This window comes from Nitratireductor sp. OM-1 (assembly GCF_003296175.1).
Taxonomy (GTDB): Bacteria; Pseudomonadota; Alphaproteobacteria; order Rhizobiales; family Rhizobiaceae; genus Nitratireductor; species Nitratireductor aquimarinus.
On record NZ_CP029208.1, the window covers coordinates 2,023,334 to 2,039,439 of the forward strand.

The window sequence follows — 16,106 nt, forward strand, 5'->3', positions numbered from 1 at the left end:
GGGTGCGACCCCGCCTTATGCGAGGTCGGCAAAGCCTCCGCCGGTCAATGCAAGCTGGCGAAGCAGCGGCGCAGGCTCAAAGAGCGGGTTGCCGGTCTTCTGATGCCAGTGCTCCAGCCGTTCGACGATTGTCCTGATGCCGAAGCGCTCGGCCCAGAACATCGGGCCGCCCTTGGCGACCGGGAAGCCGTAGCCATTGACCCACACCACGTCGATGTCGGAGGCGCGGGCGGCAATGCGCTCCTCAAGGATCTTCGCACCCTCGTTGATCATCGGGTAAAGTGTGCGCTCGGTGATCTCGTCCGCGCTGATCTCGCGCCGTTCGACGCCGAGTTCCGCAGCCTTCTTCTCGATGAGCTCCTGAACGAAGGGGTCAGGCTTCGGTGTGCGGGAGCCTTCCTCATAGAGATAGAAGCCGCGTCCGGCCTTCTGGCCGAAATGGCCCGCTTCGCACAGCGTGTCGGCGATGGGGGCGGTGAGACCGAGCGACTGGCGGTGCTTCCAGCTGATGTCGAGGCCGGCAAGGTCGACCATCTGGAACGGCCCCATGGGCCAGCCGAAATCGGTGAACACGCGATCGACCTGCTCGGGCGTTGCACCGGAGAGGAGAAGGTCTTCGTTCTGCTCGCGCCGGGCGGCAAGCATGCGGTTTCCGACGAAGCCATTGCACACGCCGACCACGACCGGAACCTTGCCGATTTTACGGGCAAGGGTCAGCGCGGTCTTGATGACTTCGGGTGCGGTCTCGTCGCCGCGCACGATCTCCAGAAGCTTCATGACGTGGGCGGGCGAGAAGAAGTGAAGGCCGACCACATCCTGCGGACGCTTCGTGGTGGCCGCGATCTCGTTGACGTCGAGATAGGAGGTGTTGGAGGCGAGGATCGCGCCGGGCTTCAGCACGCTGTCGAGCGCGGTGAAGACCTGACGCTTCACGCCCATGTCCTCGAACACGGCTTCGATGACGATGTCGCAGTCGGAAAGGTCTGCATAATCGGTGGTGCCGGAGATGCGCGCGATCCGCGCTTCCTTCTCTTCAGGCGCGATGGAGCCGCGCTTGACCGACCCGGCATAGGTTTTCTCGACATGGGCGAGACCGCGCGCAATGGCGTCCTCGTTCATCTCCAGAATGGTGACGGGAATGCCGCCATTGGCCAGCGCCATGGCGATGCCCGCACCCATCGTGCCTGCACCGATGACGCCCGCGCGGGCGATCTTGCGCGCCTCGGTCTCGCGACCGACGCCGGGCACTTTGGTGGCTTCGCGGGTGGCGAAGAAGAGATGACGCTGGGCGGCGGATTCGGCGCTGTCGCGGCGCTCCAGAAAGAGTTCGCGCTCGCGGTCGAGTGCTGCGTCGAACTCCATGGTGATGGCGTTGCGGACGGCTTCGGCCGCCGTGTGCGGGGCGGTGAGGCCGCGCGCCTTCTTCGTCACCGCCCTGACCGCTTCGTCAAAGGCGGCGAGGTCGACGGCGAGCTTTTCGGCGCGTGCGCGGATGTGGGGGTGTGCGTTGCCGGAGGCCGCCTTCTCGCGGGCGAATGCGATGGCTTCTGCAAGCAGATCGGTTTCGGCCAGCCGGTCGACCGCGCCGAGCCGCACCGCTTCGTCCATGCCGATGGGCTTGCCGGAGACGATCATCTTCAGCGCCGCTTCGGGGCCGACCAGGCGCGGCAGGCGCACCGTGCCGCCGGCGCCCGGAATGAGGCCGAGATTGACTTCGGGAAGGCCGATCATGGCGCTCTTCTCGGCCACCCGGTAGTGGCAGCCGAGCGCCAGTTCGAGGCCGCCGCCAAGCGCGGTGCCGTGGATGGCGGCCACGGTGGGCTTGTCGATGCTCTCGAGCATGGCGATCAGGTCGGGAAGGCTCGGCTCCTTCGGCGGCTTGCCGAATTCGGAAATGTCGGCTCCGGCGATGAAGGTGCGGCCTGCGCAGGTGATGACGATGGCCTGAACGGCGTCATCGGCTTTTGCCTGCTGCAGCGCTTCGAAGAGCGGCGCGCGCAGCGCATGGCCGAGCGCGTTGACCGGGGGATTGTCCAGAGTGAGGACGGCAATGCCATTGTCCCGGGTGATCTTTACGGTGTCGCTCATTCAAAGTCCTCTCGTCATCTGAATTGACCAGTTTGCCGTGCGGCGTGGGCAAATGCAGCGCGGCATATCGCCCGTTGGGAAATGTTCAGGCATCGGGCGCGGTGCTGCGCAGGAAGTCTGCAATGAGTGCGGCCGTTTTCTCCGGCTGCTCGATGCAGGGCAGGTGACCGGCGTCTTTCACGATCTCGAACCGTGCGCCTTCGATGAGCCCGGCAAGCGTACGCACCAGATCCGGCGGGGTCGAGCCATCGTGATCGCCGACGATGCACAGGGTGGGCAGTTTCAGGGTGGCTGTCGATTCCGTCAGGTCGGCATCGCGCAGGGCAAAGCCGGTGCCGGCATAGCCGTCGACCGTGGTGCGGGTGAGCATCGCGGTGTAGCCGATGAAATCGGCGTTGTCCGGCGAGCGGAAGGCGGGCGTGAACCAGCGTTCGAGGATGCCGTCCGAGATGGCGGCAATGCCTTTCGTGTTCACCGCCTCGATGCGGTTGTTCCAGAGGTCGTCATTGCCGATTCTGTGGGCGGTGTCGCAGAGCACAAGGCGCGACACGCGATGCGGATGCCAGGTGGCGAGGCCCTGGGCGATCATGCCGCCGACCGAAAGGCCGATAATGGTCGCTCCGGAAATGTCGAGATGGTCGAGCAGGGCGGCCAGATCATCGACGTGATCGGCAAGCGCATAGGGCTGCGGCGTGGCCTCGGAAAGGCCATGGCCGCGCTTGTCATAGAGAACGATGCGGTAATCGGCTTCAAGCCGCGCGACGACGCCATCCCAGATGCGGAAATCTGTTCCCAGCGAGTTGGAAAAGACCAGAACGGGCTTGCCGACCGTTCCCCTGACCTCGTGATGAATGACGACGCCGTTTACCCGCACAAAGCGCATACGCTCTCCTCCCATGGTTTGCCGTTAGGCGGCTTCTGTATGGGAGAAGGGCGCGGCGTCGTCAATGATCGGAAGATCGAAACGGCCTTGGGTTCTGATCCCAGAGCGCCGTGCGTCCATTCGGACGCACAAAGGACGCTCTAACCTGTTGAACCTACGCATCGTGTTTTACGAAAATCGATTCCGATTTTCGGGCCGATGCGTTAGCCGGCCATCGTCATTTCGACGGGACCGTTCAGCGAGTTGGAAACGGTGCAGCGGGCCTTGGCGCGCTTGATGAGCTCTTCGCACTGCGCCTCGTCGGGCATGGTGTCGAGCGATACGGTGGCGGCGTAGCTGCCGATACGGTCGGGCAGATCCTCGGCCTTCTTGCCGCTTACTTCCACGGAAACCGTGCCGACCTCGATCTTCATTTCCTGGGCAGCGTGGTGGAAGGAGAGCGCAAGGCATGCGCCGAGCGCGGAGATCATGAAGTCCACCGGCGTTCCGGCCTCTTCCGTGGAGGGCGAGGTGATGGCGACATTCTGCTTCGGCGCGGTGTCGACATTGATGACCTTGCCAGGGCCGATGGCCGTGGTGAAGGGACCGTAGGTTTTCGCTTTGATGCGGATCGCCATGTTTAGAGACTCCAGAAAGGCAATTCAGACGCGCCACATGTAATGGCGCGCCTGTCCCGCGTCCACCGGAGATGAGGCGAAGCCTCGGCGACCTATTGCCGGCGACGAAGAGGCGTAGCCTCAGCGGCCAATTGCCGGTGCGCCGAGCCCCCAGCTCCCGCGCAGATCATCGGCTGTCGCGAGCGGCGTGCCAAGCGCGGTGAGGGATGCAGCGACACTGGAAACGAGGGCCGCATTGTCCGGCGCGATCTTGCCATCGGGGCGTTGCAGATTGTTCTCGAAGCCGACGCGGGCATGGCCGCCCAGAAGGCAGCCCGCCGTGACGCAGGCGGCCTCGCGCGGGCCGAAGGCGCAGAGCATGAAGTGCGCGAAATCCGGCATGGTTCCGTCAAGGAAGGGCAGGAGATCGGCAGGATCGGAGCGCTGGCCTTCCGTGTAGCGGCCGAGCACGTAGAGAACCGGAATGTCGGGGAAGGGGATGAGGCCGTGCGCCATCATGCGCTTGAGCTGCAGCGCCTCTTCCGGGTGGTAGAGGATGATCTGCGGGGCGATGTTCTCGACGCGCATGAAGGAGAGAAATTTTGAAAACTCCTCTTCGTGCGAGGCGTCGGGCACCAGTTCGCGCAGGGCAAGCGATACCGCCTCCGGGCGCAGCTGGCGCACCACATCCATCTGCTCGCGCACGCCATAGCGCCCCACGGCCTCGGTGGTGATCTGGATCACCAGACGGTCGCCGACAGCCTTCCTGATGGCGGCGATGGCGTCGCGATAGGCATCGGCATCAAGGATGTGACGGCCTTCTTCATCGCGCACATGGCAATGGATCATGGCGGCACCGGCTTCAAGGCAGGCGGCTGCGGTTTCGGCCAGCTGGGCGGATGTCTGCGGCAGGGCGGGGTGGTCCGCGCGGGTGCGGCGGCCACCATTGGGGGCGACGGCGATGGCGGCGCGATGGGCGTTTGCAGATGCGCTCACGGAATACTCCATTTGAAGCATTTAATATCAATTTGCAACACTTGTTGCATACACTGAAGCGCCCGTCTAGGATGAGCCATCATGGATCGCGCCACACTTGCTGACCGCATTACGGAATCCTTCGAAGACCTGCCAGGGCAGCTTGGCGCGGCGGCGCGCTACATTCTCGACAATCCTGGCGATGTGGCGCTGCTTTCCATGCGCGAGCAGGCGCGGCGTGCGGGCGTTCAGCCCTGGACGATGACGCGGCTTGCGAAGCGTTTCGGCTTTGATGGTTACGACGAACTGCGCCAGCTTCACGGCGAGGCGCTGAAAGAACAGGCGCTCGGCTTTGCCGGCAAGGCGGGGGAGCAGGTTGCCAGGCAGAGGCAGGGCGGGAGTCATGCGCTGGCGCGCGATATCGCCGCGCAGACGGCAGCCCAGCTTGGCAATCTCGCTGACGCCGGCACGCTGGAAGCGCTGGCGCGCGCTGCGGCAACCCTGGCCGCAGCGCGCCGCATCTATTGCTTCGGGCTGCGCTCGAGCCACGCGGTGGCGGCGCATTTCACCTATTCGATGACCTTTCTCGGCGAGAAGGCGCATCTGCTCGACCATGTGAACGGGGCAGGGCTCGACAAGCTGCGCCACGCGACCGCCGAGGACGTGTTCTTCGTGACCACGGTTGCGCCCTACACGCGGGCGACGGTGGAAGCGGCGGCCAGCGCCAGGGCGCTGGGGCTGACCGTGGTTGCGCTGACGGACAGTGCCGTTTCACCGCTCGCCAGCCTTGCAGACCAGTGCGTGATCGTTTCGACGGAGAGCCCGTCCTTTCTGCACACGATGACGCCGGCCTTCGCGGCCGCCGAAATTCTGGCAGCGCTCGTTGCCGGCGAAGGAGGCGAGGAGGCGCTCGCGGAAATCGCAAAGACCGAAGCGCTGCTTTCCACCCTCAATACCCATTTGCTCGATCCCGCGCCGCGTGCGCATCGTTCTGGAAAACCCAAATGACACACATTCTGCATCGTCAGATCCATGCCTCACTGCCGGTCGCCAAAGGCGGCCGCGGCGTCGAACTCTTCGATGAGGCGGGCAATGCCTATATCGACGCATGTGGCGGCGCTGCCGTCTCGTGCCTGGGCCATGGTCACCCCGATGTGGTGGATGCGCTGAAGAAGCAGGCGGAGACGCTCGCCTATGCGCACACAAGCTTCTTCACCAACGAGCCGGCCGAACAGCTCGCGGATCGCCTGATTGCGGGTGCGCCCGAGGGCATCAGCCATGCCTATTTCGTGTCTGGCGGTTCGGAGGCCAACGAGGCGGCGCTGAAGATGGCGCGCCAGTATTTCGTCGAGAAGGGCGAGCCGCAGCGGCGCAGGATCATCGCCCGCCGGCAGAGCTATCACGGCAACACGCTGGGCACGCTGGCGACCGGCGGCAATGAGTGGCGGCGCGAGCCGTTCAGGCCGCTCCTGATCGAGACCCATCACATCGACCCGTGCTACGCCTATCGCTACCAGGAGGCCGGAGAGAGCGAAGAGGCTTATGGCCTTCGCGCGGCGCAGGCGCTGGAAGACAGGATCAACGCGCTGGGGCCGGACACGGTGATGGCGTTTGTCGCCGAGCCGGTGGTCGGGGCCACGGCGGGCGCCGTGCCGGCGGTGAGCGGCTATTTCAAACGCATCCGCGAGATCTGCGACCGTTATGGCGTCCTGCTCATTCTTGACGAGGTGATGTGCGGCATGGGACGCACGGGCACCATGCATGCCTGCGCGCAGGACGGGATTGCACCGGACATGCTGACCATCGCCAAGGGGCTCGGCGGCGGCTATCAGCCCATCGGCGCGGTGCTTCTGGGGCAGCACATTTTCGATGCCTTCGCGGAAGGGTCGGGTCTGTTCCAGCATGGCCACACCTATATCTGCCACCCGATGGCGTGCGCAGCCGCGCTGGCCGTGCAGGACGTGATCGAGCGCGACGGGCTTCTCGCCAATGTGCGCGAGATGGGCGCGTATCTGCGCGAGCGCCTTGAAGCGCGTTTCGGCAACCACGCCCATGTGGGCGACATTCGCGGGCGGGGCCTGTTCCTCGGTCTGGAACTGGTGGCCGACCGCGGGACGAAGGAGCCGTTCGATCCGGCGCGCAAGGTCCATGCAGCGGTCAAGAAAGAAGCGATGAAACGCGGCCTCATGGTCTACCCGTCCGGCGGCACGATCGACGGAACGCGCGGCGACCATGTGTTGCTGGCTCCGCCCTTCATCATCGACAGGGCCGTCGCGGACACGATTGTCGAGCGGCTCGGAGAGGCGGTGGACGCGGCTACAGGGTAATTTTACGTAAACGGAGGAGGAAGAAATAATCCGCAGGAAAAACAGAAGTTTGTGTTTTGCGCGCTAATGGCGTTGACACAGATTTCAGTCATAGCAAATTGCAAATTGCGCGTCCGAGCCATTGACTCGGGACGGGGGGCGTTTAACGCTTCACGTCAGGTCTTTGCGGGCCGCGCTTTGCCGGGCATCTCGCACGCAATGCCCGGCTGCGGTTGTTCGGTCCGGACCGACCACAGCATCTTTCGACGTGCACGTATGCGTAAAGCATCATTTCATTAGGGAGACGCACTATGAAACCTCATCGCATTCTCGGTTTTGGCCTCGCGGCCGCGATGCTCGGCTCGCTGGCGACCGGGACGGCCAGCGCCCAGGAGCAGCGCTTCGTTTCCGTCGGCACTGGCGGCGTGACGGGCGTTTACTATCCGGTTGGTGGCGCGATCTGCCGCCTGATGAACCAGAACCGTCGCGAGACGGGCATTCGCTGCTCGGTCGAGTCGACCGGTGGTTCCGTCTTCAACGTCAACGCCATCAAGGGCGGCGACCTGGAATTCGGCGTCGTGCAGTCCGACGTTCAGTACAATGCCAACAAGGGCGAAGCCAATTTTGCCGATGGCGGCGCACACGAGAAGCTGCGTTCGGTCTTCTCGCTGCATGCCGAGCCGCTCACCCTTGTGGCGCGCAAGGAAGCAGGCATTGCCTCCTTTGACGACCTCAAGGGCAAGCGCGTGAACATCGGCAATCCGGGTTCGGGCCAGCGCGCCCTCATGGATCTGCTGATCGCCGAAAAGGGCTGGACGAACTCCGACTTCGCCGTTGCCGCAGAGCTGGCCCCGGCCGAACAGAGCTCCGCACTGTGCGACAACAACATCGATGCGTTCGCCTACACGGTCGGTCACCCGGCCGGCGCCATTCAGGAAGCCACCACGACCTGTGACAGCGTGATCGTGCCTGTCGAGGGTGAGGCAGTCGACAAGCTCGTTGCCGACAACCCCTACTACTTCAAGGCGACGATCCCGGGCGGCATGTACCGCGGCACCGACAATGACGTGAACACCTTCGGTGTTGGCGCGACCGTCGTGACCTCGGCTGATGTTCCCGATGACGTTGTGGCCGCTTTCGTGGACGCCGTGTTCAAGGACTTCGACGCGTTCAAGGCGCTGCATCCGGCACTTGCCAACCTGACGCCTGAGAGCATGGTCAATCAGGGCAACTCCGCCCCGATGCATCCGGGCGCAGAAGCCTACTACAAGGAAAAAGGCTGGCTCAAATAAGCCGGTTTAAAAAAGGGGCGCCCGCCATGCGGGCGCCCTTCTTTTCCCAATGAAGAAAACGCATCAAGAGGGGATGGCGCATGGCGACGAAACCTGAAACCGCTGGCAAGAATTCAGCGCCACTGAACGACGACGAACTTCAGGATCTTGTTGCGTCATCCGATACCGGTGCGCGCGATCCTGAAGGCACTGCCGGGTACATCATTGCCGGTGTTGCGCTTTGCTGGTCGCTTTTCCAGCTCTACATCGCGTCGCCCCTGCCTTTCACACTGGCCAGCATGACCGGCCTGCCGATGGTGTTGAACGATGCGCAGTCGCGCGCGATCCACCTGGCTTTCGGCCTGTTTCTCGCATTCATGGCGTTTCCGGCGCTGGCCTCCAGCCCGCGAAACCGCATTCCCGTAAGCGACTGGGTGCTCGCCATCGTGGCGGCAAGCTGTGCGCTCTACATCTTCGTTTTCTACCGCGACCTCTCGCAGCGTCCCGGCCTGCCGATCACACAGGATCTGGTGGTGGCGGGCATCGGCATGGTGCTGTTGCTGGAAGCGACGCGCCGCGCGCTCGGGCCACCGCTCGCCGTGGTCGCCATTGTCTTCCTGCTCTACGTCTTCTTCGGCTCGTCAACCTTCGTGCCAGACATCATCCGCTGGGGCGGCGCTTCGTTCAGCCGCGCCATGGACCAGATGTGGCTCTCGCCGAACGGCGTGTTTGGCGTCGCGCTGGGCGTTTCGTCGGCCTTCGTGTTCCTGTTCGTGCTGTTCGGCTCGATGCTGGACCGGGCGGGCGCGGGCAATTTCTTCATCAAGCTCGCCTTCGCGCTGCTTGGCCATCTGCGTGGCGGACCGGCCAAGGCGGCGGTTCTGGCCTCGATGATGACCGGTCTGATTTCGGGTTCCTCCATCGCCAATGTGGTGACGACGGGCACCTTCACCATTCCGCTCATGAAGCGCGTCGGCTTCTCGCCGGAAAAGGCGGGCTCCGTCGAGGTGGCGAGTTCGGTCAACGGTCAGATCATGCCGCCCGTCATGGGCGCGGCCGCGTTCCTGATGGTCGAATATGTCGGCATTCCCTATTTGCAGGTGATCAAGCACGCGTTCCTGCCGGCCGTGGTCTCCTACATTGCGCTGCTCTATCTGGTGCATCTGGAAGCCGTGAAGAAAGACATGCCGGTGCTTGAGAAGCGCCAGTCGCACCCGGCCCTGGTGGCCCTGATGCGCTCGGGCATCGTCATTTCGTCCATCGTCATTCTGATTGGCGTGATCTACTACGCGATCAACTTCATCAAGTTCATGCTGCCGAACCTCTCGGCGCCGGTGCTGATGGCAGCCCTCCTGATCGCCTATGTGGCGCTGATCTGGTATGCGGCCAAATCGCCGGATCTGGAAATGGACGACCCGAATGCGCCGGTGGTGGAACTGCCGCTGCCGGGCGAGGTGATCCGCACCGGTCTGCATTACCTTCTGCCGCTGTTCGTGCTGGTCTGGTCGCTGATGGTCGAGCGCAAGTCGCCCGGTCTCTCGGCCTTCTATGCGGTGCTGCTGCTGATCGTCATCATCGTCACGCAGAAGCCGTTGAAGGCGCTGTTCCGTGGTCTGCAGAGCGCAGACCAGCGGGCGGCCTTCAAGGAAGGTTTCGACGATCTGGTGGTCGGCCTCATCCTCGGCGCGCGCAACATGATCGGCATCGCCTGCGCCACGGCGGCAGCCGGTGTGATCGTCGGCACGGTCACGCTGACGGGCATTGGTCAGGTGATGGCCGAGTTCGTCGAGTTCCTGTCGGGCGGCAACATCCTGCTGATCCTCGTCTTCACGGCGCTGATCAGTCTGGTGCTGGGCATGGGGCTGCCGACCACGGCGAATTACATCGTGGTCTCCTCGCTGATGGCTCCGGTGATCGTGGAGTTGGGCGCCGCCAATGGCGTTCTGATCCCGCTCATCGCCGCGCACATGTTCGTGTTCTACTTCGGCATCATGGCGGATGTGACGCCACCGGTGGGGCTAGCCTCCTTTGCGGCTGCGGCCGTTTCGGGCGGCGATCCGATCAAGACCGGCTTCACGGCGTTCTTCTATTCGCTGCGCACGGTGCTGCTGCCCTTCATCTTCGTGTTCAACACCGATCTGCTTCTGATCGATGTGAGCTGGGCGGGCGCGATCTGGGTGACCATTCAGGCGACCGTCGCCATGTTGATCTTTGCGGCTGCGACGCAGGGCTTCTTCATGGCGCGCAACAGGCTTTGGGAGTCGGCGGCGCTGCTGCTCGTCACCTTCATGCTGCTGCGTCCGGGTTTCTTCCTGGATCTGGTTCAGCCGCCCTATATCGAAACCGAACCGACGAAGATCTTCGAGGCGGTTGCCGAGGAGCCCGATGATGCGGAAATCCGCTTCACGATCCGCGGGCCGAACTTCGACAATCCCGACGAGATCGACGAGCGCACCATGGCGTTCAATCTGGGGGCTGCGGGCGAGCCGGGTGAAGCCCGCTTCGAGGCAGCGACCGGGCTCGTTGCGCAGATCGACGGGGAGCGGGTGCTTCTGGAAGAGCCGTTCGACATGAACAGCCTCGCTGGCAAGACGCTTGCAAGCCTCGATTTCTACGCCGACGAGCCGGTTCAGATCACGGCTGTCGAGGTGAGCGACGAAGGGCGCATGCCGCGTGAGATCTTCTATCTTCCGGCCGCTCTTCTGCTGGCGCTGGTCATGTTCCTGCAGCGTCGCCGCGGGGGCACGCTGACCGGCAATCCAAAAGCCGGTGCGCCGCGTTCGGCAGAAGCCTGAAAGGATTAGGATCCATGTACAAGGACATTCTCGTTTCCATCGATCTGGGGCATGCCGAAGGGGAGGTGCGCACGCTGGAAACAGCGGTCGATTACGCCCGCACCTTCGGCAGCCGCCTGCATGTGATGACGGTCGTGCCCGATTACGGCATGTCCATCGTCGGCGGCTTTTTTCCCAAGGGGCATGAGCATGACGCGATCCAGCACGCCAATGAGGCGCTGCATGAATTCACGAAGAAATATGTGCCGGACGAAATCAAGCATCGGCACATTGTCGGCCATGGATCGATCTACCGCGAGATCCTGCGCTATGCGGGTGAGGTGGAGGCGGATCTGATCGTGCTGTCGGCTTCGCGCCCAAGCCCGGAGGATTACCTCATCGGGCCGAATGCCGCGCGCGTTGTGCGGCATGCATCCATTTCGGTTCTGGTGGTGCGCTAGCGTTTCTTGCGCAATTGCCGAGCCGGTAATCGAACTCAAAAAAACGGCCGTGCTTCCTGAGGGAGCGCGGCCGTTTTTTTGTGTCTGCCTGTCTTGCAGGGATCAGCGTTTCTTCCCGTCTTTCGGGTTGTTCGGCGGGTTGTTCGGCGGGTCGTCGGGGCTGTCGTCATCATCGAACAGGATGCGCTCTGCCGCTCCGTCCAGATCCTCATACTGGCCGCTCTTGAGCGACCAGAGGAAGGCTGCAAGGCCGACTGCGCCAAGGAAGAGGGCAATCGGAATGAGAATGACGAGATTGGTCATGCCGCAGCCTCGGCGAGGGGCGCGTTGTGGCCCTGTGTCGGGGCCTTGGCTTCGGCCGGTCCGACCAGACGCCTGTCGGTGCGCAGGCGCAGCGCATTGCCGATGACGATCAGCGACGACAGCGACATGGCGACCGCCGCCACCAGCGGGGTGACATAGCCAAGCACGGCGATCGGCACGGCCAGCAGGTTGTAGATGATGGCCAGGCCGAAATTCTGGCGGATCAGACGGCCGGCGCGGCGCGATACGTCGCGGGCGAGCGGCACGGCCAGCATGTTGTCGCGCAGGAACACAAAATCGGCGGCGTTGCGGCCAATGTCGGCTGCCGTGGCCGGGGCCATGGAGACGTGTGCCGCGGCAAGTGCGGGCGCATCGTTCAGCCCGTCGCCGACCATCAGAACCTTGCGGCCTTCGGCTGCGAGCGCGCGCATCCGGTCAAGCTTCTCGCCGGGCAGGACGCCCGCCTGAAAACGCTCGACGCCGAGTTTCTCGGCAATGTCGCGGACCTGTTCTTCGCTGTCACCGGAGATGATCTCGACGCTGACGCCGTTCTTCTGGAGGAAGGCGACGGCTTTCTTCGCGTCGGGCCGCAGCCGGTCTTCGAAGCGGAAGGCGGCCAGCTCTTCGCCATTGCGCGAAAGGACGGTGCCGCCGGCGTCATTCTCATGCGCATCTTCGCGGCCAAGCGACCAGCCTGCGCGGCCAAGCCGCCAGACGGTGTCGCCGGAGCGTGCCTCAATGCCAAGGCCCGGCACCTCCTCGACACTGTCGAAGGCGGTGGTTGCGCGGGCGGAACCCGCAGCGCGCAGAATGGCGCGGGAGAAGGGGTGGCGCGAGTGGGAGGCCACGGAGGCGGCGATGGCGAGAACCTGCGGGTCGATGTCAGCCAGATTGCGCAATTCGGGAATGCCGAGCGTGAGCGTGCCGGTCTTGTCGAACACGGCGGTGTCGATCTGGGCGAAGCGCTCCATTGCCGCGCCGTCCTTCACCATGATGCCGTTTTCGAACAGCCGGCGGGCGGCGACGACCTGAACGATCGGCACGGCAAGGCCAAGCGCACAGGGGCAGGTGATGATGAGAACGGCAATGGCGATGGTGATGGCACGGTGCCAGTCGCCGCTGGCAGCCATCCAGCCCAGAAAGGTGATGAAGGCGGTGGCGTGGACCACCGGCGAGTACAGTGCAGAGGCGCGGTCTGCCAGCCGGCGATAATGCGCGCGGCCACCTTCGGCTGCCTCCATGAGGCGCATCATTTCGGCAAGGAAGGAGGTGTCGGCGGTGGCGGTCGATTCCATCACCAGCGGCTGGGTGAGGTTGAGCATGCCGGCGCGCACATCCGAGCCGGGCTTGACCGGCTGGGGCGCGCTTTCGCCGGTGGCCATGGAGCAATCCAGCTCCGAAGCGCCGGTCATGACCACGCCGTCGACGGGAATGCGTTCACCAGCGGCGACGACCAGCTTCATGCCGGGCGTGACTTCCTGCAGCGGAAGATAATCGCGACCGCCATCCTCGGCGACGACCAGCGCGCCGCGTGGAGCAAGGCGGGCAAGCCCCTTCACGGCGGTGCGGGCGCGTTCGCGCATCACGTGGTCGAGCGTGCGTCCGATGAGAAGGAAGAAGAGGAGCGAGACCGAGGCGTCGAAATAGGCGTGCTGGCCGCTGTTGATGGTCTCATGGATGCTGAGCCCGTAGGCGAGCGATACGCCGAGCGCGATGGGCACATCCATGTTCATGCGCCCGTGGCGCAGCGCGTTCCAGGCGGAGCTGTAGAAGATGCCGCCGGCAAAGACGAGCGCGGGCAGGGCGATCAGCGCGGAGAGCCAGTGAAAGAGATCGCGCGTGCTGTCTTCCGCGCCGGACCAGACCGACACGGACAGAAGCATGATGTTGCTGGCGGCAAAGCCGGAGATCGCCACGGCGCGGATCAGCTGCGACAGGACGGGGTCCTTGCCGGATTCGACGCTGTCGAACAGGTGGGCGGCGTAGCCCAGCCTGTTCAGCGTATCGATGATGGGCGGCAGTTCGCCATCGCGCCACTTCACGCTGACGCGCTTGGTGGAGAGATTGACGCGCGCGCCGACAACGCCGTCAAGCTTGCTGAGCGCGCTCTCGATTGTCTGAATGCAAGCACCGCAATGGACACCGGGCACGGAGAGATCCGTCTGCTTCAGGCCTTCGCCGACAGTGCGGCTGGCGAGAAGGATTTCTTCCGAACGCGGCCCGGCATCGCGGGCCTGTTCCGCTTCCAGCGCCATTTCGGTGCCGGGGGCGCAACAGCTCATCTCAGTGCTCCGTCCTTGATGACGATGCGACGCACGTCGCGATAGGGATGGTCGAGACCGGCTTCGGCGGTGATGCTGACGACCCAGGTGCCGTCACCGGGACCATGGTCGACGCCGAAAGCGCCATCGGGGCGGCGCTCAAGCTCAAGCGTCGTGTCTTCGTCCGCCGTCACGGGACGGTGCATGATCAGCTTGACGCCGTCGAGCGGGATCAGGCTGCCGCTGGCATCGGTCAGGCGATAGGTGATCGCGCCGTCCTCAACGATGAGGTCGCCGTTCCAGCCGAGTGCGGCCTGCGCGCGGCCCTCTGCCGCACGCTCGTTGAAGGTCTGGCTCGCCACATAGCTGTTCTTGACGATAAGGCCGGTCCAGCTCGAATTGGCGTAGAAGGCCATGGTCAGGTTCACCGCGATGATGACGCCGAAGAAAGCGATCATGATGGCGAGCATGTGCCACCCGGTGAAGACTTTCTGCTTTTGTGCGCTGCTCATCGTGAGGCCTCCGGAATGTTGAAGCTGGCCCGGTAAACGTCGCTCTCGAAGCTGGCCTTGTCTTCAACAACAAAGCTGAACCTTTCGCCGGCCTCGTCGAGACGGTCCGCAGGCAGGGTGACGAAAATGCGCACTTCACGCAAGCGATCCGGCTCCACGGGCACGGAGGCCGAGCGGCCTTCCGCCTGATCGAGGCCGACCACGTTCATTGTAGCACCTGGCAGGCCGTCGAGCGACAGCACGATTACACGCGGTTCCGGGATCATGTTCAGGAGCTTGACCGTGTAGCCGTTGCGCACGGAGCCGTCGGACAGAAGCACATATTGCGGATTGCGGTCGTGCAGGACGTTCACTTCCAGCCGATCACGGGTCAGGAGGGCGTAGAGCATGGCCAGACCGACCAGCGACCACGCGCCGAAATAGACAAAGGTGCGCGGGCGGAAGATCTTCTTCCAGCGGAAATGCGCGACCTTGTCGGTCAGGCGACCGTTTTCGTTGCGCACGCGGTCGGGGTTGATCGCGTCGGCGCCGCCGGCGGTGGCGAGCGCCATGTTGGCATTGTAGTCGGAAAGGGTCGCATAGGAGATGAGACCACGGTCGCGACCGAGCTTGTCCATCACGCCGTCACAGGCGTCGATGCACAGGGCGCAGGTGATGCACTCGAGCTGCTGGCCATCGCGAATGTCGATGCCCATCGGGCAGACCGCCACACAGGCGTTACAGTCGACGCAGTCACCAACGGTCTGACCGGCTGCCGCAGCCTTCTTCGCGTGGCGGGTGCGGGGTTCGCCGCGCCAGTCATTGTAGGTGACGGTCAGCGAGTTTTCGTCGAGCATGGCCGCCTGAATGCGCGGCCACGGGCACATATAGGTGCAGACCTGTTCGCGCATCAGGCCGCCGAACACATAGGTGGTGGCGGTCAGAACAGCGATGGTGATGTAGGCGACGGGGGCCGCCTTACCGGTCACGAGGTCGATGAGCAGAGCAGGGGCGTCGGCGAAGTAGAACACCCAGGCGCCGCCTGTCGCCACCGCGATCAGAAGCCATATCAGGTGCTTGGAAAAGCGCTTGCCGAGCTTGTTGACCGACATGGGCGCGCCATCAAGCTTGATGCGCGCATTGCGGTCGCCCTCAATGGCGCGTTCCACCACGAGGAAGAGGTCGACCCAGACCGTCTGCGGGCAGGTGTAGCCGCACCATGCGCGTCCCACCGTGGAGGTGATCAGGAAGAGCCCGATGCCAGCCATGACGAGCAGGCCCGCGACATAGAAGAATTCCTGCGGCCAGATCTCAATGAAGAAGAAGTAGAAGCGCCTGTTGGCCAGATCCACGAGCACGGCCTGATCGGGTGCGTAGGGGCCGCGATCCCAGCGAATCCAGGGCGTCAGGTAATAGATGCCCAGCGTGACCAGCATGATCAGCCACTTGAACCGCCGGAACTGCCCGGAGGCGCGCTTGGGGAAAATCTTCTTGCGCGCGGCGTAAAGCGATTGCCGCTTGCCGGCGGAGTTTACAGCTTCGGCATCAAGTCGTTCGACGTCGTTGCTGGCTGCATTGTTCGTAACAAGGGTCATTCGGCGGCTCGCAGACTGCTCGGTATTGAAATTTCTAGTCTCTCAGGGTGCACCAGTGCATTGATCCCGATCAAAGCCCTTTTTGCGCGCAGGGAAAGTCGA

General features: G+C 63.8%; 13 protein-coding genes. 5 read left to right on the top strand and 8 right to left on the bottom strand.

Annotated elements, in window-relative coordinates:
- Positions 1–15 precede the first annotated feature (15 nt).
- The 4 genes from DEJ54_RS09565 to DEJ54_RS09580 form a co-directional block, all read right to left on the bottom strand.
- Positions 16–2,088: a 3-hydroxyacyl-CoA dehydrogenase NAD-binding domain-containing protein gene (locus DEJ54_RS09565; RefSeq protein ID WP_113154358.1), complete on the bottom strand. Its 2,073-nt coding sequence runs from the start codon at positions 2,086–2,088 to the stop codon at positions 16–18.
- 85 nt (positions 2,089–2,173) lie between these two features.
- Positions 2,174–2,971 (bottom strand): 3-oxoadipate enol-lactonase, encoded by a 798-nt coding sequence (gene pcaD, locus DEJ54_RS09570; protein ID WP_113154359.1) that lies wholly within the window; start codon positions 2,969–2,971, stop codon positions 2,174–2,176.
- Positions 2,972–3,174: 203 nt separating this feature from the next.
- A complete protein-coding gene (locus tag DEJ54_RS09575; protein WP_113154360.1) occupies positions 3,175–3,588 on the bottom strand; it encodes an OsmC family protein in 414 nt (137 codons plus the stop codon).
- A gap of 120 nt (positions 3,589–3,708) precedes the next feature.
- A complete protein-coding gene (locus tag DEJ54_RS09580) occupies positions 3,709–4,575 on the bottom strand; it encodes a 3-keto-5-aminohexanoate cleavage protein (protein ID WP_113156197.1) in 867 nt (288 codons plus the stop codon).
- A 69-nt stretch (positions 4,576–4,644) separates the two neighbouring features.
- On the opposite strand from DEJ54_RS09580, the gene DEJ54_RS09585 reads away from it, so the two are divergent.
- The 5 genes from DEJ54_RS09585 (at position 4,645) to DEJ54_RS09605 (ending at position 11,354) form a co-directional block, all read left to right on the top strand.
- Positions 4,645–5,550 (top strand): MurR/RpiR family transcriptional regulator, encoded by a 906-nt coding sequence (locus tag DEJ54_RS09585; RefSeq protein ID WP_113154361.1) that lies wholly within the window; start codon positions 4,645–4,647, stop codon positions 5,548–5,550.
- Positions 5,547–6,869: an aspartate aminotransferase family protein gene (locus DEJ54_RS09590; RefSeq protein ID WP_113154362.1), complete on the top strand. Its 1,323-nt coding sequence runs from the start codon at positions 5,547–5,549 to the stop codon at positions 6,867–6,869. The genes DEJ54_RS09585 and DEJ54_RS09590 overlap by 4 nt, the downstream gene beginning before the upstream one ends.
- A 290-nt stretch (positions 6,870–7,159) precedes the next feature.
- Positions 7,160–8,140: a TAXI family TRAP transporter solute-binding subunit gene (locus tag DEJ54_RS09595; RefSeq protein WP_113154363.1), complete on the top strand. Its 981-nt coding sequence runs from the start codon at positions 7,160–7,162 to the stop codon at positions 8,138–8,140.
- Between the two features lie 80 nt (positions 8,141–8,220).
- On the top strand, positions 8,221–10,914 hold the full coding sequence (locus DEJ54_RS09600; protein WP_113154364.1) for a TRAP transporter permease: 2,694 nt from the start codon (positions 8,221–8,223) through the stop codon (positions 10,912–10,914).
- A 14-nt stretch (positions 10,915–10,928) separates the two neighbouring features.
- A complete protein-coding gene (locus DEJ54_RS09605; RefSeq protein ID WP_113154365.1) occupies positions 10,929–11,354 on the top strand; it encodes a universal stress protein in 426 nt (141 codons plus the stop codon).
- A gap of 102 nt (positions 11,355–11,456) precedes the next feature.
- Here the strand turns inward: DEJ54_RS09605 and ccoS are convergent, their stop codons facing one another.
- From ccoS to ccoG, 4 genes are read right to left on the bottom strand one after another with little or no spacing between them, the layout of a single operon-like run.
- A complete protein-coding gene (gene ccoS / locus DEJ54_RS09610; protein WP_113154366.1) occupies positions 11,457–11,657 on the bottom strand; it encodes a cbb3-type cytochrome oxidase assembly protein CcoS in 201 nt (66 codons plus the stop codon).
- A complete protein-coding gene (locus DEJ54_RS09615; RefSeq protein WP_113154367.1) occupies positions 11,654–13,939 on the bottom strand; it encodes a cation-translocating P-type ATPase in 2,286 nt (761 codons plus the stop codon). Before DEJ54_RS09615 ends, ccoS begins: the two co-directional genes overlap by 4 nt.
- Positions 13,936–14,430 (bottom strand): FixH family protein, encoded by a 495-nt coding sequence (locus DEJ54_RS09620; protein ID WP_113154368.1) that lies wholly within the window; start codon positions 14,428–14,430, stop codon positions 13,936–13,938. The genes DEJ54_RS09615 and DEJ54_RS09620 overlap by 4 nt, the downstream gene beginning before the upstream one ends.
- On the bottom strand, positions 14,427–16,004 hold the full coding sequence (gene ccoG / locus DEJ54_RS09625; protein WP_113154369.1) for a cytochrome c oxidase accessory protein CcoG: 1,578 nt from the start codon (positions 16,002–16,004) through the stop codon (positions 14,427–14,429). The genes DEJ54_RS09620 and ccoG overlap by 4 nt, the downstream gene beginning before the upstream one ends.
- Positions 16,005–16,106 lie beyond the last annotated feature (102 nt).

Bases quoted from the DNA above. Each gene is read 5' to 3' on its own strand.
- ccoG (WP_113154369.1), bottom strand. From the start codon at position 16,004: ATGACCCTTGTTACGAACAATGCAGCCAGCAACGACGTCGAACGACTT.
- DEJ54_RS09595 (WP_113154363.1), top strand. From the start codon at position 7,160: ATGAAACCTCATCGCATTCTCGGTTTTGGCCTCGCGGCCGCGATGCTC.
- DEJ54_RS09565 (WP_113154358.1), bottom strand. From the start codon at position 2,088: ATGAGCGACACCGTAAAGATCACCCGGGACAATGGCATTGCCGTCCTC.
- ccoS (WP_113154366.1), bottom strand. From the start codon at position 11,657: ATGACCAATCTCGTCATTCTCATTCCGATTGCCCTCTTCCTTGGCGCA.
- DEJ54_RS09575 (WP_113154360.1), bottom strand. From the start codon at position 3,588: ATGGCGATCCGCATCAAAGCGAAAACCTACGGTCCCTTCACCACGGCC.
- DEJ54_RS09615 (WP_113154367.1), bottom strand. From the start codon at position 13,939: ATGAGCTGTTGCGCCCCCGGCACCGAAATGGCGCTGGAAGCGGAACAG.
- DEJ54_RS09580 (WP_113156197.1), bottom strand. From the start codon at position 4,575: ATGGAGTATTCCGTGAGCGCATCTGCAAACGCCCATCGCGCCGCCATC.
- DEJ54_RS09590 (WP_113154362.1), top strand. From the start codon at position 5,547: ATGACACACATTCTGCATCGTCAGATCCATGCCTCACTGCCGGTCGCC.
- DEJ54_RS09585 (WP_113154361.1), top strand. From the start codon at position 4,645: ATGGATCGCGCCACACTTGCTGACCGCATTACGGAATCCTTCGAAGAC.
- pcaD (WP_113154359.1), bottom strand. From the start codon at position 2,971: ATGCGCTTTGTGCGGGTAAACGGCGTCGTCATTCATCACGAGGTCAGG.
- DEJ54_RS09600 (WP_113154364.1), top strand. From the start codon at position 8,221: ATGGCGACGAAACCTGAAACCGCTGGCAAGAATTCAGCGCCACTGAAC.
- DEJ54_RS09605 (WP_113154365.1), top strand. From the start codon at position 10,929: ATGTACAAGGACATTCTCGTTTCCATCGATCTGGGGCATGCCGAAGGG.
- DEJ54_RS09620 (WP_113154368.1), bottom strand. From the start codon at position 14,430: ATGAGCAGCGCACAAAAGCAGAAAGTCTTCACCGGGTGGCACATGCTC.